34 protein-coding genes are annotated in these 19,814 nt (G+C 58.6%); 1 reads left to right on the forward strand and 33 read right to left on the reverse strand.

From position 1 onward, the window contains the following. Nucleotides 1-611: 611 nt before the first annotated feature. Both lepB and EPN96_09765 read right to left on the reverse strand, forming a co-directional pair. The gene (gene lepB, locus EPN96_09760) at nt 612-1,229 is read right to left on the reverse strand and encodes a signal peptidase I (GenBank protein TAL16296.1); all 618 of its coding nucleotides are present in this window, start codon (nt 1,227-1,229) and stop codon (nt 612-614) included. Between the two features lie 413 nt (nt 1,230-1,642). Beyond that, entirely contained in the window at nt 1,643-3,448 is a 1,806-nt protein-coding gene (locus EPN96_09765) for an elongation factor 4 (protein ID TAL16267.1), read from the reverse strand. Nucleotides 3,449-3,670: 222 nt separating this feature from the next. Here EPN96_09765 and EPN96_09770 point away from each other — a divergent pair, with 222 nt between their 5' ends. After that, nucleotides 3,671-4,444, forward strand: coding sequence for a carbon monoxide dehydrogenase (locus EPN96_09770; GenBank protein ID TAL16268.1), 774 nt, complete (start codon nt 3,671-3,673; stop codon nt 4,442-4,444). 110 nt (nt 4,445-4,554) lie between these two features. Here the strand turns inward: EPN96_09770 and EPN96_09775 are convergent, their stop codons facing one another. The 31 genes from EPN96_09775 to tuf form a co-directional block, all read right to left on the reverse strand. Continuing rightward, nucleotides 4,555-5,058 carry a 50S ribosomal protein L17 gene (locus EPN96_09775; GenBank protein TAL16269.1) on the reverse strand — a complete coding sequence of 168 codons (504 nt, stop codon included), beginning with the start codon at nt 5,056-5,058 and terminating at the stop codon, nt 4,555-4,557. Nucleotides 5,059-5,080: 22 nt separating this feature from the next. Continuing rightward, on the reverse strand, nt 5,081-6,046 hold the full coding sequence (locus tag EPN96_09780) for a DNA-directed RNA polymerase subunit alpha (GenBank protein ID TAL16297.1): 966 nt from the start codon (nt 6,044-6,046) through the stop codon (nt 5,081-5,083). Between the two features lie 84 nt (nt 6,047-6,130). After that, nucleotides 6,131-6,757, reverse strand: coding sequence for a 30S ribosomal protein S4 (locus EPN96_09785; protein ID TAL16270.1), 627 nt, complete (start codon nt 6,755-6,757; stop codon nt 6,131-6,133). A 21-nt stretch (nt 6,758-6,778) separates the two neighbouring features. Further along, on the reverse strand, nt 6,779-7,168 hold the full coding sequence (locus EPN96_09790) for a 30S ribosomal protein S11 (protein ID TAL16271.1): 390 nt from the start codon (nt 7,166-7,168) through the stop codon (nt 6,779-6,781). Nucleotides 7,169-7,204: 36 nt separating this feature from the next. Then, nucleotides 7,205-7,555 carry a 30S ribosomal protein S13 gene (locus EPN96_09795; protein TAL16272.1) on the reverse strand — a complete coding sequence of 117 codons (351 nt, stop codon included), beginning with the start codon at nt 7,553-7,555 and terminating at the stop codon, nt 7,205-7,207. 37 nt (nt 7,556-7,592) lie between these two features. After that, entirely contained in the window at nt 7,593-7,706 is a 114-nt protein-coding gene (locus EPN96_09800; protein ID TAL16273.1) for a 50S ribosomal protein L36, read from the reverse strand. A gap of 36 nt (nt 7,707-7,742) precedes the next feature. Continuing rightward, entirely contained in the window at nt 7,743-7,961 is a 219-nt protein-coding gene (locus tag EPN96_09805; GenBank protein TAL16274.1) for a translation initiation factor IF-1, read from the reverse strand. Between the two features lie 15 nt (nt 7,962-7,976). Continuing rightward, nucleotides 7,977-8,750, reverse strand: coding sequence for a type I methionyl aminopeptidase (gene map, locus EPN96_09810; GenBank protein ID TAL16275.1), 774 nt, complete (start codon nt 8,748-8,750; stop codon nt 7,977-7,979). Further along, nucleotides 8,747-9,391 carry an adenylate kinase gene (locus EPN96_09815; protein TAL16276.1) on the reverse strand — a complete coding sequence of 215 codons (645 nt, stop codon included), beginning with the start codon at nt 9,389-9,391 and terminating at the stop codon, nt 8,747-8,749. The genes map and EPN96_09815 overlap by 4 nt, the downstream gene beginning before the upstream one ends. A gap of 39 nt (nt 9,392-9,430) precedes the next feature. Then, nucleotides 9,431-10,759, reverse strand: coding sequence for a preprotein translocase subunit SecY (secY, locus tag EPN96_09820; protein TAL16298.1), 1,329 nt, complete (start codon nt 10,757-10,759; stop codon nt 9,431-9,433). A 13-nt stretch (nt 10,760-10,772) separates the two neighbouring features. Beyond that, nucleotides 10,773-11,213, reverse strand: coding sequence for a 50S ribosomal protein L15 (locus EPN96_09825; GenBank protein TAL16277.1), 441 nt, complete (start codon nt 11,211-11,213; stop codon nt 10,773-10,775). 24 nt (nt 11,214-11,237) lie between these two features. Next, nucleotides 11,238-11,717 (reverse strand): 30S ribosomal protein S5, encoded by a 480-nt coding sequence (locus EPN96_09830; GenBank protein ID TAL16299.1) that lies wholly within the window; start codon nt 11,715-11,717, stop codon nt 11,238-11,240. A gap of 47 nt (nt 11,718-11,764) precedes the next feature. After that, nucleotides 11,765-12,133, reverse strand: coding sequence for a 50S ribosomal protein L18 (locus EPN96_09835; GenBank protein ID TAL16278.1), 369 nt, complete (start codon nt 12,131-12,133; stop codon nt 11,765-11,767). A gap of 30 nt (nt 12,134-12,163) precedes the next feature. Beyond that, complete coding sequence (locus tag EPN96_09840) at nt 12,164-12,703, reverse strand: 50S ribosomal protein L6 (protein ID TAL16279.1); 540 nt, start codon at nt 12,701-12,703, stop codon at nt 12,164-12,166. Nucleotides 12,704-12,733: 30 nt separating this feature from the next. After that, on the reverse strand, nt 12,734-13,132 hold the full coding sequence (locus EPN96_09845; protein TAL16280.1) for a 30S ribosomal protein S8: 399 nt from the start codon (nt 13,130-13,132) through the stop codon (nt 12,734-12,736). A 19-nt stretch (nt 13,133-13,151) separates the two neighbouring features. Then, on the reverse strand, nt 13,152-13,337 hold the full coding sequence (locus EPN96_09850; protein ID TAL16281.1) for a type Z 30S ribosomal protein S14: 186 nt from the start codon (nt 13,335-13,337) through the stop codon (nt 13,152-13,154). A 16-nt stretch (nt 13,338-13,353) separates the two neighbouring features. Continuing rightward, complete coding sequence (locus EPN96_09855) at nt 13,354-13,893, reverse strand: 50S ribosomal protein L5 (protein TAL16282.1); 540 nt, start codon at nt 13,891-13,893, stop codon at nt 13,354-13,356. Nucleotides 13,894-13,910: 17 nt separating this feature from the next. Beyond that, nucleotides 13,911-14,237: a 50S ribosomal protein L24 gene (locus EPN96_09860; GenBank protein TAL16283.1), complete on the reverse strand. Its 327-nt coding sequence runs from the start codon at nt 14,235-14,237 to the stop codon at nt 13,911-13,913. A 24-nt stretch (nt 14,238-14,261) separates the two neighbouring features. Then, nucleotides 14,262-14,630 carry a 50S ribosomal protein L14 gene (locus EPN96_09865; GenBank protein ID TAL16284.1) on the reverse strand — a complete coding sequence of 123 codons (369 nt, stop codon included), beginning with the start codon at nt 14,628-14,630 and terminating at the stop codon, nt 14,262-14,264. 27 nt (nt 14,631-14,657) lie between these two features. Beyond that, on the reverse strand, nt 14,658-14,921 hold the full coding sequence (locus EPN96_09870) for a 30S ribosomal protein S17 (GenBank protein ID TAL16285.1): 264 nt from the start codon (nt 14,919-14,921) through the stop codon (nt 14,658-14,660). Nucleotide 14,922: 1 nt separating this feature from the next. After that, nucleotides 14,923-15,132, reverse strand: a complete 210-nt coding sequence (locus tag EPN96_09875; GenBank protein TAL16286.1) for a 50S ribosomal protein L29 — start codon at nt 15,130-15,132, stop codon at nt 14,923-14,925. Continuing rightward, entirely contained in the window at nt 15,122-15,544 is a 423-nt protein-coding gene (locus tag EPN96_09880) for a 50S ribosomal protein L16 (protein ID TAL16287.1), read from the reverse strand. Before EPN96_09880 ends, EPN96_09875 begins: the two co-directional genes overlap by 11 nt. Before the next feature lie 6 nt (nt 15,545-15,550). Continuing rightward, nucleotides 15,551-16,204, reverse strand: a complete 654-nt coding sequence (locus EPN96_09885; GenBank protein TAL16288.1) for a 30S ribosomal protein S3 — start codon at nt 16,202-16,204, stop codon at nt 15,551-15,553. A gap of 12 nt (nt 16,205-16,216) precedes the next feature. Continuing rightward, on the reverse strand, nt 16,217-16,549 hold the full coding sequence (locus EPN96_09890) for a 50S ribosomal protein L22 (protein TAL16289.1): 333 nt from the start codon (nt 16,547-16,549) through the stop codon (nt 16,217-16,219). Nucleotides 16,550-16,567: 18 nt separating this feature from the next. Beyond that, nucleotides 16,568-16,849 (reverse strand): 30S ribosomal protein S19, encoded by a 282-nt coding sequence (locus tag EPN96_09895; GenBank protein ID TAL16290.1) that lies wholly within the window; start codon nt 16,847-16,849, stop codon nt 16,568-16,570. An 11-nt stretch (nt 16,850-16,860) separates the two neighbouring features. Then, nucleotides 16,861-17,682: a 50S ribosomal protein L2 gene (locus EPN96_09900; GenBank protein TAL16291.1), complete on the reverse strand. Its 822-nt coding sequence runs from the start codon at nt 17,680-17,682 to the stop codon at nt 16,861-16,863. Between the two features lie 31 nt (nt 17,683-17,713). Next, the gene (locus EPN96_09905; GenBank protein TAL16292.1) at nt 17,714-18,007 is read right to left on the reverse strand and encodes a 50S ribosomal protein L23; all 294 of its coding nucleotides are present in this window, start codon (nt 18,005-18,007) and stop codon (nt 17,714-17,716) included. 3 nt (nt 18,008-18,010) lie between these two features. Next, a complete protein-coding gene (locus tag EPN96_09910) occupies nt 18,011-18,625 on the reverse strand; it encodes a 50S ribosomal protein L4 (GenBank protein TAL16293.1) in 615 nt (204 codons plus the stop codon). Between the two features lie 37 nt (nt 18,626-18,662). After that, entirely contained in the window at nt 18,663-19,289 is a 627-nt protein-coding gene (locus EPN96_09915; GenBank protein ID TAL16294.1) for a 50S ribosomal protein L3, read from the reverse strand. A 48-nt stretch (nt 19,290-19,337) separates the two neighbouring features. Further along, nucleotides 19,338-19,649 carry a 30S ribosomal protein S10 gene (locus EPN96_09920; protein TAL16300.1) on the reverse strand — a complete coding sequence of 104 codons (312 nt, stop codon included), beginning with the start codon at nt 19,647-19,649 and terminating at the stop codon, nt 19,338-19,340. A 17-nt stretch (nt 19,650-19,666) separates the two neighbouring features. Beyond that, the coding region (tuf, locus tag EPN96_09925; protein ID TAL16295.1) for an elongation factor Tu at nt 19,667-19,814 on the reverse strand (148 nt) is incomplete at its 5' end.

Below are 19,814 nucleotides of genomic sequence, written 5' to 3' on the forward strand. Positions count from 1 at the left end.
GAAGAACAGAAGAAACTTCGCATACGGGAAAACAAAAAGAGAAAGGCTGAATTCCCGCCCTACGGGCGAGAATGACGATGAGGAATCGGTGCGTTACGCCGCTTCGCGGCCAACACGCCCTGCGCAAATATTCAAAACAATTGGGATATTGTCGGCTTTCGTTCCTCAAGCACGACCTACACCGAAAAAGTCGCTGGATTCCCGCCCTCCGGGCGAGAATGACCCGCCTTCGCTAAAGCCTCCCCCGTCGCTCTTCGAGCTATGGCGGACGAGATGGCGGGCAAGCGATGGGGTGGAAATAGAGAAGGAATTGGTGCGTTACGCCGCTTCGCGGCTAACGCACCCTACGCAAGTATGCGGAAATGTTATGTTTTATATTTCTGGATTCCCGCGCTTCGCGCGAGAATGACGGCGCTTTTACAAACGGCTTTGGATTTTTTCGTCAGGCAAGGAGTCCCAGCGAGCGACGAAATGGTTTTTAATCCGGCTTTCTATTTCGGATGAAGGGCAAGGAGTCCGCAGGGCGCGCGGTCGCGGACAGTAGCGTGACTACGCCAAGACCCGCGCCCGAGAAACGACGCAGCCCTTCGCCGGAAGAGGAAGCCGGACAACTACAGCATCGTCCCGATTCTGTTCAACCCCGCAGTCGAGAAGTAGATGATAAAAGCTTTCCCCTTGATCCTCCCCTCCCTGACGAAGCCCCAGAAGCGGCTGTCGTTGGAGTGGTCGCGGTTGTCGCCCATGACGAAGTAGTAGCCTTCTGGCACCTTGAAGGGCCCCATATGCCTCCGCGAGGCGAGGGGGCCGCCCATCGACGGATCGAAGCGCCCCCATTTGTCGTCGAGCAGTTGCCCGTTGATGGCTATCTCGGGGCCGTTTATCTCCACCACGTCTCCGGGCAGCCCGATCACTCTCTTTATGAAGTCCTCGCCTTTGAGGTCGTCCTTTATCATATTCTTGCCGACGTACATTATCTCTTCGGGCTTGTCGGGGTTGTCCATGCCGGGGTAGGCGAAGACGACTATGTCTCCCCTCTCGGGGTCGCGTATCGAAGGGAGCCTGGCGTCTGTGTAAGGCAGCGGAATGCCGTAGAGGAACTTGGAGACCAGAAGCTGGTCTCCGATCTGGAGTGTGGGCAGCATCGAGCCGGAGGGTATCTTGAAGGCCTGCACGCCGATGGCCTTTATGAAGATGGCGAGCGCGACCGCCACCACTATCACTTCGATCATCTCTATGGTTTTGGTGAGCCGCTCTTTCAGTTCTTTTTGCGCGAGCAGCAATCCGAGCAAGATGATGTAGGCAACCAGAAGGAGCGTCAGGAAGGAGTAGTCGGCCCCTTCGGTCCTGTCGAAGAGGAGCGCCCCGAAGGAGGCGAAGACCGCGCCGGTCAATATCTTCCAGAGGTGGGGCCACAGCTTCCTTAAGGTCTCGCTGCCTGATTCGGCCAGCACAGGCGCGCCGATTATCATCAAAAGCGCGCCGCCGCCGGTGAAAAAGAAGACGCTGAAGTTGGATATTTTCTGATAATCCTCCACGGGGAGGGCTACGTTTAGAATCGTGGCCAAAACCCCGAAGAGAAAGAGCGCCGTGCCGCCCAGAAGATAGGTTCCGAGTTTGGCGTCGGGATCGAAAGTTTCCTGGTTCATTGTTCATCCACTTTTAAGATGGCGAGGAAGGCTTCCTGCGGTATCTCCACGCTGCCGACCTGTTTCATTCTCTTTTTGCCCGCCTTTTGCTTTTCGAGGAGCTTTCTCTTGCGGGAGATATCTCCGCCGTAGCATTTCGCGGTGACGTTCTTCCGAAGCGCCTTAACGTTGGTACGGGAGATTATGCGAGACCCTATTGCCGCCTGTATCGCCACGTCGAACATCTGGCGCGGTATGAGGTCTTTCATCTTTCTCGCCACATCGCTGCCTCTGGCGTACGCCTTGTCCTTGTGGACGATGAGGGAGAGGGCGTCCACTATATCGCCGTTGACGTAGATGTCGAGCTTTACGAGGTCCGCCGGGCGGTACTCAAGCAGTTCGTAATCCAGAGAAGCGTAACCGCGCGAGGCGGTCTTTAGCTTGTCGTAAAAATCCAGGACTATTTCGTTCAGCGGCATCTCGAATTCGAGCTGCACGCGGCTCTGCGAGAGATAGGTGAGGCTGCGCTGTATGCCGCGCCTGTCTATGCAGAGCTTTATGATGTCTCCGAGGTAGGCGTCGGGCAGATGCATCGTCGCGAGCACGCAGGGCTCGTCGACGTGGTCGAGGACGCCGGGGTCCGGAAGAAGGGCCGGGTTTTCGAGCTCGATGACCTCGCCGTTGGTTTTGTAGGCACGGTAGCGCACCGTCGGGGCGGTGGTGATGAGATCGAGGTCGAACTCTCGCTCCAGCCTCTCCTGAACTATCTCCATGTGGAGGAGCCCGAGAAAGCCGCAACGAAAGCCGAAGCCAAGCGCCTGGGAGTTCTCCGGCTCGTACTTCAGGCTGGCGTCGTTGAGGACCAGCTTGCCGAGCGCCTCCTTCAGGTCTTCGTAGTCGGCGGAATCCGTGGGGTAAAGCCCCGAAAAGACCATCGGCTGGACCTCCGCGAAGCCGGGAAGGGGCTCGCTTGCCGGCCGGTCCGAGTAGGTCACGGTATCGCCGATCTTTGTATCGCGCACGTCCTTGATGGAGGCGGTGAACCAGCCGACCTCGCCAGGGCCGAGAGTTTTCGTATCGGTCATGGCGGGTGCGTAGACGCCGACGCGCAGTATCTCGTAATCTTTCCCGGTCGCCATGAAGCGTATCTTGGTGCCTTTTTTAAGCTCGCCGTCGAAGACGCGGACGAGCACGGTAACGCCGAGGTAGTTGTCGTAGTTGCAGTCGAACATCAGGGCGCGCAGGGGCGCGTCCGTATCGCCCTTCGGCGCGGGGACGGTCTTTACTATCGCTTCAAGAAGCTCGTGGGTCCCAATGCCCATCTTGGCACTGGTCAACACGGCCTCGGAGGCGTCGATTCCGATTATGTCCTCGATCTCCTGCTTGATCTCGTCCGGGCGCGCCCTGGGAAGGTCGATCTTGTTGAGGACCGGCACCAGTTCGAGGTTGTTGTCGGTGGCGAGGTAGACGTTGGCGAGGGTCTGGGCTTCGACTCCCTGGCTGGCGTCTACGACAAGCACCGCTCCCTCGCAGGCCGCGAGGCTTCGGGAGACCTCGTAGGAGAAGTCCACGTGGCCGGGAGTGTCGATGAGGTTGAGGACATACTCCTCGCCGTCGTCTCCTTTGTAGTTAAGCCTGACGGTCTGTGCCTTTATGGTGATTCCCCGCTCCCTCTCAAGCTCCATGCTGTCGAGGAACTGGTCTTTTTTGTCGCGGTCGCTTATCGCGCCGGTATATTCGAGCAACCTGTCGGCAAGCGTGGACTTGCCGTGGTCCACGTGCGCGATGATGCTGAAGTTCCTGATTCTTTCCTGCAATTTCATCTTCAGGGGTTTCTCCGAAATATTTTGAGGCGGTTTAATTGCCCGCCGGATGCGGTTTTTTCCTCCGGCCCGTGCGGTACGCAAGTTTAACAACGCCGGGCCGGTAAGTAAAGGGCGCAAGAAGGCTCCTTGTGGACAAGGACTTAATAATTACGATACGGGGTTTTGACAAGGAACATCTGCGGTGTTAATTTTGCCTGACCACTTTTTTGGAGGATAAAGATGAAAATTGCTATAAGCGGCAAGGGCGGGGTCGGAAAAACCACTCTGGCGGGCGCGATGGCCCGCTACCTCGCCGACAACGGCCAGCGCGTCCTCGCCATAGACGCGGACCCGGATTCAAACCTTCCCTCGGCTATCGGCGTCCCGCTCGACGTGGCTCAGAAGATTCGCCCCCTCGCGTCCCTCAAGGAACTCGTCGCCGAGCGCACCGGGGCGAAGGCGGGCTCCTTCGGCGGCATGTTCAAACTCAATCCCAAGGTGGACGACATCCCCGAGGAATACGGCATCGAGTTCAAGGGGATAAGGCTCCTCACCCTCGGGACGGTCCCGAAGGGCGGCACCGGGTGCCTTTGCCCCGAATCGACCCTTCTTCGCGTCCTCCTTCGCCACATAATGGTGCAGAGGGGCGAGGCCGTGATCATCGACATGGAGGCGGGGCTGGAACACCTCGCCCGCGGCTCCACCGAATCCATCGACGCCTTCATAGTCGTCGTCGAGCCGGGTCAGCGCTCCATCCAGACCGCCCACCAGATCAGGCGGCTAGCCGCCGACCTCGGCGTCCAGAAGATTTACGTCGTCGGCAACAAGATAGCGGACGAGGCGGACAGGAAGGTAATCGAGGAGGGGGTGGAGGGAATTCCGGTTCTCGGCTACTTCCCCATGAGCGAAGCTATCCGCGAGGCAGACCGCAAGGGCGTCAGTCCTTACGACACCGACGCTATGCTTCGGGCGGAAGTGGCTGAAATCTGCGCGAAGATAGGCGTAAAGATATAAAAAACGGTTCTCATGACTTTTTAAAAACCTCCCGGTCTATTGAAAAACAAAAGGGGCAAGGAAAATTCCTTGCCCCTTGTTTATTTCGGGGAGTTTTTATGCCCTTGCGATTACTCGCCCGCAGGGGTCTCTTCCGCCGGAGCGGCCGATTCCTCGACGACGGGAGCGGGGGCTTCCACCGCTGCCTTGGGGGGCTCGACGACCGGGGCCGCCGCAACCTGGGGCGCGGCCTTCTTGGCCTTGACCTTCGGCACGCAGGGCTCGGTGACCAGCTCCAGCTGGCTTATGGGGGCGTTGTCGCCGCGGCGGACGCCGACCTTGATTATGCGGGTGTAGCCGCCGGGACGGCCGGAAAAGGTCTTCGAGATCTCCTCGAAAAGCTTCGCCACGACGTCGCTGCTGCGCACGTAGGAGATCGCTCTCCTGCGGGCGTGAAGATCGCCCCTCTTGCCGAGGGTTATGAGCTTCTCGGCTATCCGGCGCAATTCCTTGGCCTTCGTGTCCGTGGTCTGTATCTTGCCGTGCTCGAAGAGCGAGGTCACCATGTTGCGGAACATCGCTTTTCTGTGGCTGGAGTTTCTGCCGAGCTGTCTGCCGGCCTTGTTGTGTCGCATCGTTATCCCTCTTGTGCGGAGCCTACAGCTCTTCTTCTTCCAGGTCTTCTTCAGGCGGCGTCCAGCCGGAGAGCTCCATCCCGAGGTGGAGATTCATCGTCTGGAGTATGTCCTTTATCTCGTTAAGAGACTTGCGCCCGAAGTTTTTGGTCTTGAGCATCTCGGCGTCGTTTTTCTGAACCAGTTCGCCGATGAATCTTATGTTGGCGGACTTGAGGCAGTTGGCGGCCCTCACCGAGAGTTCGAGCTCGCTCACCTTGCGGTCGAGGTTCGGGTTGTAGGTGGTCACCTCGGCCTCCTCGACCGTGGTTTCCTCAACCTCTTCGCCCTCTTCAAAGTTGATGAAGACCTGGACCTGGTCTTTGAGTATCTTCGCCGAGTAGGCGATGGCGTCGTCGGGGCGGACGGAGCCGTCGGTCCAGATTTCGAGGATCAGTTTGTCGTAGTCGGTGCGCTGGCCCACGCGGGCCTGCTCGACACGGAAATTGACCTTCTCGATCGGGCTGAAGATGGCGTCCACCGGAATCCAGCCGATGGGCAGATCTTCGTTCTTGTTCATCTCGGCCGGGAGGTAGCCCTTGCCGACTTCGACGACCATCTCCGCAATCAGCCTCGCGCCCTCGCCAAGCGTGGCTATGTGCGCTTCGGGATTGAGGATTTCAATGGTCGAGCCGGTGGCTATGTCCCCCGCCTTGACTTCGCACGGCCCCACCTTGTCGAGGTGAAGGCGCTTTTGCTTGCTGGTCGTCGCCTTGAGGCGAACGTCCTTGAGGTTCAGTATCATCTCAACCACGTCTTCGGTCACACCGGGCACCGAAGAAAACTCGTGGTGTACCCCCTCGAACTTGACCTGCACGATGGCCGCGCCCTGAAGACTCGAAAGGAGAGTCCTCCGCAGGGCGTTGCCAAGCGTGATCCCGTAGCCGCGCTCCAGGGGCTCGGCAGTGAATTTGCCGTAGGTGTCGGAGAGAGTCTCTTCCTCCACCATAAGCCTCTTGGGCTTAATCAGTTCTCGCCAGTTGCGTTGTTGCAAGATTACAACCTCCACGCTTCTTTGTAGCGTTTAAGGTTTTTACTTGGAGTACAATTCGACTATCAGATGCTCTTCGATGGGCATCGTTATATCTTCACGCTTGGGAAGCTCTACTACCTTGCAGGTGAAGTTCTTCTGGTCGATCTCGAGCCAGCGAGGTATCCCGCGGCTGGTCGCCGCTTCGATGGCGGAGAGAATCGCCGGAACTTTTCTGCTCCCTTCCCGTATGGTTATCACGTCTCCCGCCCTCGAGTTGAAGGAAGGGATGTTGACCCGCTTTCCGTTGACCATGAAATGGCCGTGGCGGATGAACTGGCGGGCTTCGCTTCTTGAGGCGGCGTAGCCCATGCGATAGACCATATTGTCCAGGCGGCTTTCGAGCAGGCAAAGAAGGTTTTCGCCGGTGACGCCCTTCTGGCGGTCGGCTTCCTGGAAGTAGGCGCGGAACTGAGCTTCCTGAACGCCGTACATTCTGCGAACCTTCTGCTTCTCGCGGAGCTGGCGACCGTATTCGCTGGCCTTGCCGCGGCCCTGTCCGTGCTGGCCGGGCGGATAGTTGCGCCTTTCGATGGCGCACTTGTCGGTGAAGCAGCGTTCACCCTTTAAATTGAGCTTCATCCGTTCGCGCCGGCACAACCGGCAAACGGCTTCGAGATATCTTGCCAAAGCGTAACCTCCTCGTTTGCCTTACACGCGCCGCCGTTTGGGCGGGCGGCAACCATTATGCGGAATCGGGGTAACGTCGGTGACGCGGGTGATGTTGAGACCGGCGGCGTTGAGGGCGCGGATGGCGCCTTCACGTCCGGAACCGGGGCCCTTGACGTAGACTTCCACGTTGCGGAGCCCGTGTTCCATAGCCTTCTCGGCTGCATCCTTCCCGGCGATCTGAGCGGCGAAGGGCGTGGACTTTCTGGAGCCCTTGAACCCTGCCACTCCCGCGTTTGACCACGAAATTGTGTTCCCGGTCGCGTCGGTTATCGTTACGACGGTGTTGTTGAAGGTGCTCTTGATGTGCACCACACCGTCCCTGATGTTCTTTTTTACTTTTTTGACCCTACGGGCAGCCCGTTTAGCCATGAATCCTCCACGGTCCTTTCAATCGGCTGTTAACCCCTAACGACGGCGGGGGCCCTTGCGCGTGCGCGCGTTGGTTTTAGTTCTCTGACCGCGCACGGGAAGCCCCTTGCGGTGTCTAAGACCACGGTAGCAACCGAGGTCCATTAGGCGCTTTATGTTCGAGAGCACTATGCGGCGAAGGTCGCCCTCCACCTTGTACTTCTCGTCGATGACCTTACGAATCGCCTGAAGCTCATCTTCCGTGACATCGTCGCTCTTGCGGTCAAGATCGACACCGGCCCTGGAAAGGATATTCCTGGCGCTGGAGCGACCGATACCGTAGATATAAGTCAAGGCGACTTCCATCCGCTTCTGGCGCGGAAGATCGACACCCGCAATTCTCGCCACTGTTTATTCCTCCTCTGCGTCTTTTTGCAGATATAAGCTAGCCCTGGCGCTGTTTGTGCCGGGGGTTTTCACATATTACGCGCACGATTCCCTTACGAAGGAGGATCTTGCATTTGTCGCACATCGCCTTGACTGAGGGTCGAACTTTCATCTTTGTATCTCCTGGCTGACCGGGCGCCCCGGCCGTTTACTTCTTTCGGTATGTTATGCGCCCGCGGGAAAGGTCGTAGGGTGATATCTCCACGGTCACCTTGTCCCCGGGCAGTATCTTTATGAAATTCATCCGCATCTTGCCGGATATGTGGGCCAGTATCTTGTGCCCGTTGTCAAGTTCCACCCGGAACATTGCGTTGGGCAGCGGCTCGATCACCGTACCTTCAACCTCGATGGCTTCTTCTTTCGCCAAGTGCGCTCCTCCTGGTTACCCGAGCCTGCTGAGTATCACGGGGCCGTCTTCGGTGACGGCTATTGTGTGTTCGACGTGCGCCGCGAGGCTACCGTCCCTCGTCCTAGCCGTCCATCCGTCCGGGTCAACCTTAACGCCGGACGCTCCCGCGTTTATCATCGGCTCTATCGCCAGAACCATTCCGGCCTTGAGCTTTATTCCCCTTCCCCGCACTCCGAAATTCGGAACCTGAGGGTCTTCGTGGAGGGAAGTTCCTATGCCGTGACCGACGAATTCGCGCACGACGTTGTAACCCGCCCCCTCTACTATTTCCTGTACGGCCGCCCCGATGTCGCCGACGGTATTGCCGGGCCGCGCCGCTTCTATCCCGGCTGCCAGAGACTCTTCGGCGATGCGTATCAGTTTTCTTGCTCCGGCCGAGACGTTGCCGACTGCGCAACTTACAGCAGCGTCGCCATAAAAACCACTAGAATATACACCGAAGTCTATGCTGAGCAAGTCCCCGTCGCGGAGTTCTCTTTTTTTGCTCGGCACGCCGTGGACAATTTCGTCGTTCACCGAGGTACAGAGGTTGGCCGGAAAGGCCATCCCGCGCCCGGAGGGGTTAGGCACCCCCTTGAACGCGCCCTCGATTTTCCGCTTTTTCAGCTCTTCGGCCGCAATCTCTTCGAGGTCTCCCGTGGTGATTCCGGGGCGGACCCTTTCCTTCAATATCTGGAGAATCTGCGCCACCTCGCTGTTTACGAGGCGCATCTTCTCGATTTCCTGGGGGCTCTTTAAAACTATCACCCGCCAAGCACGCCTGTTACGCGGCCGAAGATCTCGTCGATGGAGCCGACACCCTGTATGGGGCGGAGAAGTCCGGCCTTCTTGTAATAGTCGATAAGAGGCGCGGTCTGGCTGTCGTAAACCTTCAGGCGGTTTCTTATCGTCTCTTCCTTGTCGTCGTCGCGCTGGTAAAGCTCGCCGCCGCACTTGTCGCAGACGCCCTCTTTCTTCGGGGGGTCGAAGAGGAGGTGGAAGCCGCTGCCGCAGGACTTGCAGGTTCTTCTGCCGGTGAGGCGTCCGACCAGTTCTTCGTTCGCCACTTCGATGGAGATGACGTGGTCGAGCTTGATTCCCATCTTGTCCAGAACGCCCTTCAGCGCGTCGGCCTGACCCACGGTGCGGGGAAAGCCGTCGAGCATGAAGCCTTTTTTGCAGTCGGGGAGCTTGATGCGCTCCTCGATGAGACCGATGACAACTTCGTCGGGGACAAGTTTGCCCGCGTCCATGAACTTCTTTGCTTCCAGACCGAGCGCCGTGCCTGCCTTAAGAGCCGCGCGGAGCATGTCGCCCGTGCTTATCTGGGGAATGCCGTACTTCTCGACCAGCTTTTTTGCCTGCGTTCCTTTTCCTGCTCCAGGGCCGCCAAGTAGAATTATTCTCATCGTTAATTCTCCACCGGGAAGGATACTGCCAGGTTAAAGTTATCCGCGTCTTCCGCGTATTCTTCTTGAACCCATGAGCCCTTCGTAGTTACGGGCAATGAGATGGGTTTCAATCTGCGCTACCGTGTCGAGAGCCACTCCGACGACAATCAGAAGGCTGGTGCCGCCGAAGTAGAAGGAGACGCCCTCCTGCATCATCAGCGCCGGAATTACGCACACCGCGCTGACGTAAAGACCGCCCCAGAAGGTGAGTCTCGAAAGTACGGCGTCAATGTACTCCGCCGTGCGCTGGCCGGGCCGGATGCCGGGAATGTAGCCGCCGTATTTCTTCAGGTTTTCCGCCACGTCGTTCGGGTTGAACTGTATGGCGGTGTAGAAGTACGAGAAGAAGATGACCAGCCCCATGAAAAGCACGTTGTAAAGAATCGTGGAAGGGTTCAGCCAGTTGCGGATGGTCTCTACCGCAGGGTGGGCGACGAACTGCCCTACCGTCAGCGGGAACATCAGCAGCGAGGAGGCGAAGATCGCGGGGATGACGCCCGCGGTGTTGATCTTCAGCGGCAGATGGGTCGACTGCCCTCCGTAGACCTTTCTTCCGACAACCCTCTTCGCGTAGTGGACCGGGATCCTGCGCTGAGAGCGCTCCATGAAGACCACCGCGAAGATGATAGCGACGATGAAGACGAGAAGGAGTATCGCTCCTCCCGCGCCGACGCCGCGGGCGAACTCGCGAACAATCGCGCCGGGTATCCCGCCGACAATGCCGGCGAAGATTATGAGCGATATGCCGTTGCCGATGCCGCGTTCGGTTATCTGCTCGCCGAGCCACATTATGAAGGCGGTGCCGGCGGTAAGCGACAATACGGTGAGGAGCCTAAAGCCGATTCCCGCGCTCACGACCACCGGTATCGTCGCGGGAGTCGCGAGACCCAGGCTCTGAAGTGCGGCGGGGTCGGAGACCGTTACCGTGAGGTTCTCGATGCCGACGGCCATGCCGAAGCCCTGTATCGCGGCGAGAATGACTGTCCCGTAACGGGTGTACTGGGTTATCACCCTTCTGCCCTGCTCGCCTTCCTTGGAGAGCCTCTCGAGGGTAGGCACAACCACGGTAAGGAGCTGCAGTATGATGGAGGCGCTGATGTAGGGCATTATGCCGAGGGCGAAGATACTCATCTGCTTCAGGGCGCCGCCGCTGAACATGTTGACGAGCCCGAGAATGGTATCCTGCCCCTGCTCCACCCAGTAGCCGAACAGCCAGGTGCGCACTCCCGGAACGGGGACGTGCACGCCCAGCCTGTAAACCGCCAGGAGGAGGAAGGTTATCAGTATGCGCCTTCTCAATTCGGGGATTTTGGTTATTCCCTGAATGTCACCGGCAACTTTAGCCAAGCTTCACCTCTCCGCCGCGAGCTTCGATTTTTTCCTGCGCGCCTTTGGATACCTTGGCGGCGTAGACCACGAGCTTGCGTTCGAGTTCGCCCTTGCCGAGGATCTTGAGGCCGTCGAGAATCTTCTTTATGACTCCGGCTTCGATGAGAAGCTCGGGAGTTATCTCGGTGCCGTCCTCGAAGCGGTTGAGATCGAGGACGTTGACCACGGCGAATTCCTTGCGGAAGGGATTCGTGAAGCCGACCTTGGGAATTCTGCGCTGGAGCGGCATCTGGCCACCCTCGAAGCCGGGCCTTCTGGAGTAGCCCGAACGCGCCCTCGCGCCCTTGTGGCCGCGCGCGGAAGTCTTGCCGAAGCCGGAACCCGGACCGCGGCCGACCCGCTTTTTCTTTTTAACGGCGCCAACGGGACGCCTAAGATCGTGAAGTCGCATCTTTATGCCTCCAGAGCCCTTTTGTTACTGGGCCCGAATCTCTTCGAGGTTCTTGCCGCGCCGCTGGGCAATCGAATCGGGGCTGCGAAGCTGCATGAGCCCTTCAAGCGTTGCGTAGACGACGTTGTGAGGATTGGACGTTCCGAGGCACTTGGTCAGAATGTCGCGCACGCCCACAGATTCGACTACCGCGCGGACGGGGCCACCGGCGATGACGCCGGTACCGGGAGCCGCCGGCTTGAGAACTACGGTGCCCGCGCCGAAGTGTCCGAGGACCTCGAAGGGGATGGAGCCCTCGGTGAGGGGTATCCGCACGAGATTCCGCTTGGCTTGCTCTACGCCTTTCCTGATCGCCTCAGGAACCTGATTGGCCTTGCCGAGCCCGATTCCGACTACGCCGTTGTGGTCGCCTACGACCATCAGAGCGCTGAAGGAGAAGCGGCGGCCGCCCTTGACGACCTTGGCGACGCGGTTGAGGAAGACCACCCGGTCGAACAATTCCATTTCGTTTGGGTCAATTCTTTGGGTCAAGAGTGCATCCTCCTAAGCGCTCAGAAGTCCAGGCCCGCTTCGCGGGCGGCCTCTGCTAGCGCCTTGACTTTGCCGTGGAAGGCATATCCGTTGCGATCGAACACGACCTTTTTGATATCGTGGGCGAGGGCCTTCTTGGCCACCGCGGCGCCGATTGCCTTGGCCGCGTCAATGTTACCGGTCTTCTTGAGTTCGTCGCGGACATCCCTGCCCTTCGTCGAAGCGCAGACCAGGGTGCTGCCGGTCTCATCGTCTATGAGCTGGGCGTACATATGCTTCAGGCTCCTGTAGACGGTGAGGCGCGGGCGCTCCGCGGTTCCGGATACATTCCGGCGGACGCGCTTCTTGCGGCTCAGACGACCTTTTATTTTTGCCGTGATCCGATTCACCGTAACCACTCCTTCAATCTTGCGGGCGGCCTACTTGGCGCCTGCTTTGCCTTCTTTACGACGGACCTGCTCGCCAGAGTAGCGAATACCCGTGCCCTTGTAGGGCTCCGGCGGCTTGAAAGCGCGAATCTTCGCTGCTATCTCGCCGACGCGGTGCTTGTCTATGCCGCGCACGGTCACTACGCGCTGGTCTTTTACTTCGATCTCCACGCCGGAGGGCTTTGCGAACTCTATGTTGTGGGAGAGCCCGAGGCTCATCACCAGAGTCGGCCCCTGCATGTTGGCCTTGTAGCCTATCCCCTGAATTTCAAGGGATTTCTCGAAGCCCGCGCTGACGCCGGTGACCAGGTTCGCCAAAATCGAACGGGTCATGCCGTGGAGCGCGCGATGGTTTATGCTGTCGGTGGGGCGGGTCACGTTGATGACGCTGCCCTCGAACTCCACCTTCATGTCGGGGTGCACCGAGAAGGCGAGCTCCCCTTTCGGCCCTTTGGCCGAGAAGGTGTTGTTCTTCATTTCCACCTTCACGCTGGAAGGTACGGGAATGGGTTTTTTACCTATCCTCGACATAACGTCTTCCTTTAGGTCTTTTTATGTTTCTTACCAGACGGAGCAGAGTACTTCGCCGCCGACGCCGAGCTTTCTTGCCTTGGTGTCGGAGAGGACTCCGTGCGAGGTCGAGAGGATTACCGTTCCGAAGCCGCTTCTGACTTTCGGGATGTCCTCGGCCTTCACGTACACCCGGCGGCCCTGCTTGCTCATGCGCCTGAGGCCGTCGATGACGCACTGCTCGTTTTCGTCATATTTCAGGTACGCGATAAGAAGGCCCTGCTTCCCATCCTCTTCCATGCCGACGTCGGAGAGAAAACCTTCGTCGCGCATGGTCTCCAGAACCTCTTTCTTGAGGTTGGAGGCGGGAATCACGACCCTGTGCTTTTTGGAATCTATCCCGTTGCGAATGCGGGTGAGCATGTCGGCAATCGGATCAGCTATTGACATTTAACTAGCTCCTGTAGCCTTACCAGCTGGCCTTGGTGACGCCGGGGAGTTTGCCTTCGTGCGCCAGTTTGCGCAGGCAGCACCTGCACATGTGAAATTTGCGGTAGTAAGCGCGCGGCCTCCCGCAGAGCGGGCACCTGTTGTGCTGGCGCACTGCAAACTTCAGTATCTTTTTGGATTTTTCCATCTTCGCCGTGGTCGCCATTCGTTACTCCGTTCCCTTACCGCTTGAAAGGCATTCCGAAGAGGCGAAGGAGTTCCTTGCTTTCCTCGTCGGTCTTGGCCGTCGTCACGATAGTCACGTTCATGCCCTTGATCTTCTCGACTTTTTCGAGGTCGATCTCGGGGAAGATGATCTGCTCGTTGATGCCGAGTGTATAATTGCCGCGCCCGTCGAAGCCCTTGGCGGGGATGCCGCTGAAGTCGCGCACGCGGGGCAGGGCCACGCTGACGAGCCTGTCGAGGAATTCATACATCCTCTCGCGGCGCAGAGTCACTCTCACGCCAACCGGCTGGTCTTCCCGAAGATGGAAGTTCGCTATGGCCTTTTTCGAGCGGGTGATTACAGGCTTCTGGCCCGCAATCTGCCCGAGTTCGGCGGCGAGACGCTCCATGAGCTTGGCGTCGTCTTTCGCGTCGCCCGCGCCGATGTTAATGCAGATCTTCTCGACCTTCGGCACAAGCATCACGTTCTTGTAGCCGAACTTTTCGGTCATCTGCGGCAGAATTTCTTTCGCGTACTTCTCTTTCAACCTGGCCATCATGTCACCGTCCCGGCTTACCGGTCGAATACTTCGCCGCACTTCTTGCAGACGCGGACTTTGCCGCCGTCGTCGAGGATCTTCATCCCGACGCGGGAGGGCTTGTCGCACTTCTCGCAAACCAGCGCGATATTGGAAATGTTGACTGACGCTTCCTTTTCGACGATGCCGCCCTGGCTCTGCTGGGAGGGCTTCGTGTGGCGCTTGACCATGTTGACCTTTTCAACCACCACGCGGTTTTTCTCGTCGATGACCCGAAGGACCTTGCCGCGCTTTTTCTCTTCCTTGCCAGCGCCGGCAATGACCTCGACAAGGTCGCCTTTTTTAATTTTCTTTACAGCCATAAAGGGTTCTCCTTGCTATGGTCCCTAAAGAACCTCAGGGGCCAGGGAGATGATCTTCATAAAATTCTTCGCGCGAAGCTCTCTGGCTACGGGACCGAACACGCGGGTCCCGATCGGCTCGCCGCCCTTGTCGATGAGGACAGCGGCATTGTCGTCGAAGCGGATGTAGGAGCCGTCCTGGCGGCGAACTTCCTTCGCCGTCCTGACGATTACCGCCTTCATGACCGAGCCTTTGGCCACCTTGGAGTTGGCGATCGCTTCCCTCACCGAGACGGTGATGATGTCGCCAACCGTGGCATATTTGCGTCTGGACCCGCCGACTATGTGGATGCAGTAAACCTGCTTTGCTCCAGAATTGTCGGCGACGTTTAGTATCGTTTCCTGCTGAATCATGGTATCGCTCCGAACCCGGCCTGGCTGTTATACGGCGCGCTCAAGGATTTCCTTCACCTTCCAGCATTTGTCCTTGCTGAGAGGGCGGGTCTCCTCGATGAGCACCTTATCGCCGATACGGCACTCGTTGTTCTCGTCATGCGCCTTGAATTTTTTCGAGCGCATTATGTATTTCTTGAAGCGCTGGTCTTTCTCAAGGCCGGAAACCCGGACTGTAATGGTCTTTTCCATCTTGTCGCTGACCACCACGCCGATTCGCTTTTTGCGGTTGCCTCTGGTCTTTTCGGGCATCTTAACTCTCCGCGCCCTGCGCTTGGCGCTCTTTTTCCGTGAGAACCGTCAGCACGCGAGCGAGGTCGCGGCGCACACGGCTTATCGCGGCGGTGTTTTCCAACTGCTTTGTCTCGAGCTGAAAGCGGAGATTCATGTATTCCTGCCGCAGCTCGTCGATTTTCGCACGGAGGTCGTTCGGGGAAGCCCCCCGCAGCTCTTTAGCCTTCATAGATGTCCTCGCGGGAGATGATGCGCGTCTGCATCGGGAGCTTGTGGCCGGCGCGGCGCAATGCCTCGTGGGCCATCTCCTCTGTTACGCCGCGAATCTCGTAGAGGATGCGTCCCGGCTTTACCACCGCGACCCACAGCTCCGGAGCGCCTTTTCCCTTACCCATACGAGTTTCAAGCGGCTTTTTCGTTACGGGCTTGTCGGGGAAGATGCGTATCCACAGACGCCCGCCGCGCTTGACGTGGTGCGATATCGCGATACGGGCCGCTTCGATCTGCCGGTTGGTGAGCCAGCAGTCTTCCATCGCCTGCAGCGCGTAATCGCCGAAAGTTATCGTGCTTCCCCGGTAGGCGAGCCCGCGGCGGCGGCCCTTCTGCACCTTCCGGAATTTCATTGCCTTTGGACTGAGCATTTTTCCCTACCCCCTGTTGCTGGGGTTATCAGCGTCTGTCAGGACTTCGCCCTTGAAGATCGTCACCTTCACGCCAACCACGCCGTAGGTGGTGTGGCTCTCAGCGAAGCCGTGGTCGATATCTGCGCGAATGGTGTGAAGCGGCACGCGCCCTTCGCGATACCATTCGACTCTGGCTATTTCAGCTCCACCCAGGCGTCCGGCGAGGTTGACCCTTATGCCTTCGGCGCCGAGCTTCATGGTGGTGGATACCGCGCGTTTCATCGCCCTTCTGAAGCTTACGCGGCGCTTGAGCTGGGAGGCGATGTTCTCCGCTACCAGCTTGGCGTCGAGCTCGGGACGCTTGATCTCGCGGACGTTGACGAAGACTTCCTTGCCGATTTTCGCCGAAAGGAGCGCGCGAAGCTTGTCTATCTCCGCACCTTTCTTGCCGATGACGATGCCGGGGCGGGCGGTGTGGATCTCGACGCGAACCTTGTTCGCGACGCGCTCGATCTCGATGGTGGAGACGGCGGCCTGATCCAGAGTCTTGGTCAGGTAATCCCGGATGGCAAGATCTTCGTGGAGAGTTTTGGCATAATCGCGCCCAACATACCAGCGTGAGAGCCAGGGCTTTATAATCCCTACGCGAAACCCGTAGGGATGAACTTTTTGACCCACTTGGTTCCTCCTCTACTTCTCGGCAAGCACCACGCTGACGTGGCTCGTTTTTTTGCGGATCTGAAATGCGCGGCCTTGGGCACGCGGACGGAACCGCTTAAGTGTCGGGCCTTCGTCAACCCGTATTTCCTTGACCATAAGAGCGTCTATGTCGAGACCGTGATTGTTTTCCGCGTTGGCCACGGCGGACTCGATGAGCTTCTTTATCGGCAGGCTCGCCGACCTGTTTACGAACTTGAGGGTGTCGAGCGCGCTGCCGACCGGCTTGCCGCGAACCATGTCCGCTACGAGCCTGGCCTTGCGCGGTGATATCCTCAGTGCTTTTAATTTAGCTGCTGCTTCCATTTGAGTCCTCCGCCTGCCTTACTTCTTCTTGCCTTTGCCCTCGCCCTTGACGTGCGAGTAGAAGGTCCTGGTGGGCGAAAATTCGCCGAGCTTGTGGCCGACCATGTTTTCGGTGACTGACACGGGCACGAAGGTCTTGCCGTTGTAGACGGCTAAAGTCAGTCCCACGAATTCGGGGGTGATGGTCGAACGCCGGGACCAGGTCTGGATGACCTTGCGATCACCGATTTCCTTGGCTTTGGTGACCTTCTTCGCCAGATGGTCGTCGACGAAGGGGCCTTTTTTTATGGAACGGGCCATCTATTCTGCTCCTATTTACGCCTGCGCACGATGTAGCGGTCGGTAACCTTGTTGTTGCGGGTCTTTTTGCCCTTGGTGGGCACGCCCCAGGGTGTGACCGGGTGTCTGCCGCCGCTGGTGCGGCCTTCGCCGCCGCCGTGCGGATGGTCGATGGGGTTCATCGCTACGCCGCGCACTGTGGGCCTGATGCCGAGCCAACGGTTCCTGCCGGCCTTGCCGATGCTTATGTTCTCAAACTCTTCGTTGCCGACCTGCCCGATGGTGGCGAAGCATTCCATACGGACCTGGCGCATCTCGCCGGAGGGGAGGCGGAGCACCGCGTAATCGCCCTCTTTGGCCATGAGCTGGGCGTAGGTACCGGCCGAGCGGGCCATCTGTCCGCCCTTGCCGAGCTTCAGCTCTATGTTGTGGACCAGCGTACCGAGCGGGATGCTGGCGAGGGGCAGAGCGTTGCCGGGGCGAATTTCAGCCTTGGCCCCGCTCATTACCGTGTCGCCCACACCCAGGTCCTTGGGGGCCAGAATGTAGCGCTTTTCGCCGTCGGCGTAGTTCAAAAGGGCGATGCGGGAGTTGCGGTTCGGATCGTACTGTATCGAGTCGACCTTCGCCGGTATTCCGTGCTTGTCGCGCTTGAAATCGATGATTCTGTAACGGCGCTTGTTTCCGCCGCCGATGTGACGACAGGTGACGCGGCCCACGTTGTTGCGGCCGCCGGTCCTCTTCTTGGAGACAAGAAGGCTCTTCTCCGGCGTCGTCTTCGTCACCTCCTCATAGGTGGAAGCCGTTACAAAGCGGCGTCCTGGCGAGGTGGGTCGGTATCGTTTGATGGCCATCTTTTAATTCCTCATACGGGGAGCCTTAAGGCTACACCCCTTCAAAAAACTCGATGGTATCGCCTTCGTTCAAGGTGACGTAGGCCTTTTTCCAGTTGCGCTTCCGGCCGAGGTACTTGCCCATGCGGGCGTTCTTGCCGCGAACGACGGCGGTGTGTACGCCGGTCACCTTGACCTTGAAGATCTTTTCTACGGCGGCCTTGACCTGCGCCTTGGTGGCGCCCACGGCGACCTCGAAAACTATCTTGTTGTCCTGCTCCTTGACCATCGTCGATTTCTCGCTGATCACGGGGCGGACCAGAACATCATAAGGGCTCGTCTGCATGGCTTACAGCCCTCCTTGTATCTTGTCCAGCACGGAGCCGACAAGGATGAGTTTCTCGAAACGAAGGATGTCGTAGACGTTAAGCCCCTCGTAACGCAGCACCTTGACCCAGGGGAGGTTCTGCGCGGATTTCTCGACCGCCTCGTTCGGCTCGGAGAGAATTATCAGGGCGCTTTTGACGCCGAGATTTCCGAGGGTGGCCGCGAGCGCCTTCGTCTTTATCCCGTCGAGGCCGAGGGAATCGACCACCAGAAGCTCGTTGTCGCGAAGTTTCGCGGCAAGCGCGCTTTTCAGGGCCGCGCGGCGCTTCTTCTTGGGCATCGAGTAGGAATAGTCGCGGGGCGTGGGACCGAAGGCTATGCCGCCTCCGGTCCAGACGGGTGAACGGCGGTCGCCTACGCGGGCTCTGCCGGTGCCCTTCTGACGCCAGAGCTTTTTCTGGCTGCCGGCGGTCTCCGAGCGCGTCTTCACCGAGTGGGTGCCCTGGCGCTTGTTGGCCTCCTGCATACGAACCATTTCCCACAGGAGCGCGTCATTGACGGTTATCCCGAAAATGCCTTCGTCCAGCTGCTGGGTGCCAACCTTCTCGTTGGCGGCGTTATATACCGGTGCTTCCATTTTACAGTCTCGTTTCCTTGGCCCTTACGCGGCTCGCCTACTTTACGGCGTTGCGGAGAATGAGTGCGCCGTTCTTGGAACCGGGCACCGCGCCGCGAACCATTATGATGTTTCTCTCAACGTCCACTTCGACCACCTGGAGATTCTGTACGGTTACCCGCACGTTGCCCATCTGCCCAGGCAGTTTCTGGCCCTTGAAGATCTTGCCGGGCCATTCGTGGGCGCCGATCGCGCCGGGCTTCCTGTGGAACATGGAGCCGTGGGTCGCGCGGCCGCCGCCGAATCCGTGGCGCTTCATCGCGCCCTGAAAGCCCTTACCCTTAGTGGTACCGGTGATGTCGATGTAGTCGCCGGCCTTGAAAATGTCGGCGCGGATCTCCTGACCGACTTCGTACGTGTCGATGTCGGAGACTTTGAATTCACCAAGCATGCGCGCCGGAGCTGCGCCGGCCTTGCGGAAGTGACCCAGAGCGGCCTTGGAGGCTCTCTGAATTTTAACTTCGCCGAAGCCGAGCTGAATGGCATCGTAGCCATCCGTATCCAGCGTCTTTTTCTGAACGACCTTGCAGGGTCCTGCCTGTATGACGGTGACGGGAATCAATTCGTCTCCGCCGGCGAACACCTGGGTCATCCCAAGTTTCGTGCCAATAATTCCCTTTGACATGGGAACTCCCTTACCACGTTAGCGGCCCGTGAGCCGCGGAAAAAATCTCTACTGCAGTTTAATTTCCACATCCACCCCGGCGGAGAGATCGAGCTTCATTAGGGCGTCGATCGTCTGCTGGGTTGGGTCCAGAATGTCGAGAAGCCTCTTGTGAGTGCGCATCTCGAAGTGCTCTCTGGACTTTTTGTCCACGTGCGGAGAGCGAAGCACGCAGAACCTGTTTATCTCGGTGGGCAGCGGGATAGGACCCGATACCCTCGCGCCGGTCCGTTTCGCGGCGTCCAGTATCTCCTGCACCGACTGATCCAGGAGCTTGTGGTCGAACGCCTTGAGGCGGATGCGGATTCTGTCGCTCGTCATGTTCACGTGCGAGTCTCCTACTCGATTATCTTGGTGACGACGCCCGCGCCGACGGTTCTGCCGCCTTCGCGTATCGCAAAGCGAAGGCCGTCGGCCATCGCGATGGGCGTGATTAGTTCGATGGTGAGGTTTACGTTGTCGCCCGGCATTACCATCTCTACTCCT

This window comes from bacterium, assembly GCA_004322275.1.
Taxonomy (GTDB): Bacteria; Desulfobacterota; Deferrisomatia; order Deferrisomatales; family BM512; genus SCTA01.

Coding starts and splice junctions, on each gene's coding strand:
- EPN96_09875 (TAL16286.1), bottom strand. CDS start 15,132: ATGAAGGCTAAAGAGCTGCGGGGGGCTTCCCCGAACGACCTCCGTGCG.
- lepB (TAL16296.1), bottom strand. CDS start 1,229: ATGATCGAAGTGATAGTGGTGGCGGTCGCGCTCGCCATCTTCATAAAG.
- EPN96_09780 (TAL16297.1), bottom strand. CDS start 6,046: ATGGTGGAGGAAGAGACTCTCTCCGACACCTACGGCAAATTCACTGCC.
- EPN96_09765 (TAL16267.1), bottom strand. CDS start 3,448: ATGAAATTGCAGGAAAGAATCAGGAACTTCAGCATCATCGCGCACGTG.
- EPN96_09870 (TAL16285.1), bottom strand. CDS start 14,921: ATGCCCGAAAAGACCAGAGGCAACCGCAAAAAGCGAATCGGCGTGGTG.
- EPN96_09775 (TAL16269.1), bottom strand. CDS start 5,058: ATGCGACACAACAAGGCCGGCAGACAGCTCGGCAGAAACTCCAGCCAC.
- EPN96_09825 (TAL16277.1), bottom strand. CDS start 11,213: ATGCGACTTCACGATCTTAGGCGTCCCGTTGGCGCCGTTAAAAAGAAA.
- EPN96_09770 (TAL16268.1), top strand. CDS start 3,671: ATGAAAATTGCTATAAGCGGCAAGGGCGGGGTCGGAAAAACCACTCTG.
- EPN96_09845 (TAL16280.1), bottom strand. CDS start 13,132: ATGTCAATAGCTGATCCGATTGCCGACATGCTCACCCGCATTCGCAAC.
- EPN96_09915 (TAL16294.1), bottom strand. CDS start 19,289: ATGTCAAAGGGAATTATTGGCACGAAACTTGGGATGACCCAGGTGTTC.
- EPN96_09920 (TAL16300.1), bottom strand. CDS start 19,649: ATGACGAGCGACAGAATCCGCATCCGCCTCAAGGCGTTCGACCACAAG.
- EPN96_09910 (TAL16293.1), bottom strand. CDS start 18,625: ATGGAAGCACCGGTATATAACGCCGCCAACGAGAAGGTTGGCACCCAG.
- EPN96_09860 (TAL16283.1), bottom strand. CDS start 14,237: ATGGCTGTAAAGAAAATTAAAAAAGGCGACCTTGTCGAGGTCATTGCC.
- EPN96_09840 (TAL16279.1), bottom strand. CDS start 12,703: ATGTCGAGGATAGGTAAAAAACCCATTCCCGTACCTTCCAGCGTGAAG.
- EPN96_09895 (TAL16290.1), bottom strand. CDS start 16,849: ATGGCCCGTTCCATAAAAAAAGGCCCCTTCGTCGACGACCATCTGGCG.
- EPN96_09880 (TAL16287.1), bottom strand. CDS start 15,544: ATGCTCAGTCCAAAGGCAATGAAATTCCGGAAGGTGCAGAAGGGCCGC.
- EPN96_09855 (TAL16282.1), bottom strand. CDS start 13,893: ATGGCCAGGTTGAAAGAGAAGTACGCGAAAGAAATTCTGCCGCAGATG.
- EPN96_09800 (TAL16273.1), bottom strand. CDS start 7,706: ATGAAAGTTCGACCCTCAGTCAAGGCGATGTGCGACAAATGCAAGATC.
- EPN96_09900 (TAL16291.1), bottom strand. CDS start 17,682: ATGGCCATCAAACGATACCGACCCACCTCGCCAGGACGCCGCTTTGTA.
- EPN96_09890 (TAL16289.1), bottom strand. CDS start 16,549: ATGGAAGCAGCAGCTAAATTAAAAGCACTGAGGATATCACCGCGCAAG.
- EPN96_09830 (TAL16299.1), bottom strand. CDS start 11,717: ATGGAATTGTTCGACCGGGTGGTCTTCCTCAACCGCGTCGCCAAGGTC.
- EPN96_09850 (TAL16281.1), bottom strand. CDS start 13,337: ATGGCGACCACGGCGAAGATGGAAAAATCCAAAAAGATACTGAAGTTT.
- EPN96_09790 (TAL16271.1), bottom strand. CDS start 7,168: ATGGCTAAACGGGCTGCCCGTAGGGTCAAAAAAGTAAAAAAGAACATC.
- EPN96_09865 (TAL16284.1), bottom strand. CDS start 14,630: ATGATTCAGCAGGAAACGATACTAAACGTCGCCGACAATTCTGGAGCA.
- EPN96_09815 (TAL16276.1), bottom strand. CDS start 9,391: ATGAGAATAATTCTACTTGGCGGCCCTGGAGCAGGAAAAGGAACGCAG.
- EPN96_09905 (TAL16292.1), bottom strand. CDS start 18,007: ATGCAGACGAGCCCTTATGATGTTCTGGTCCGCCCCGTGATCAGCGAG.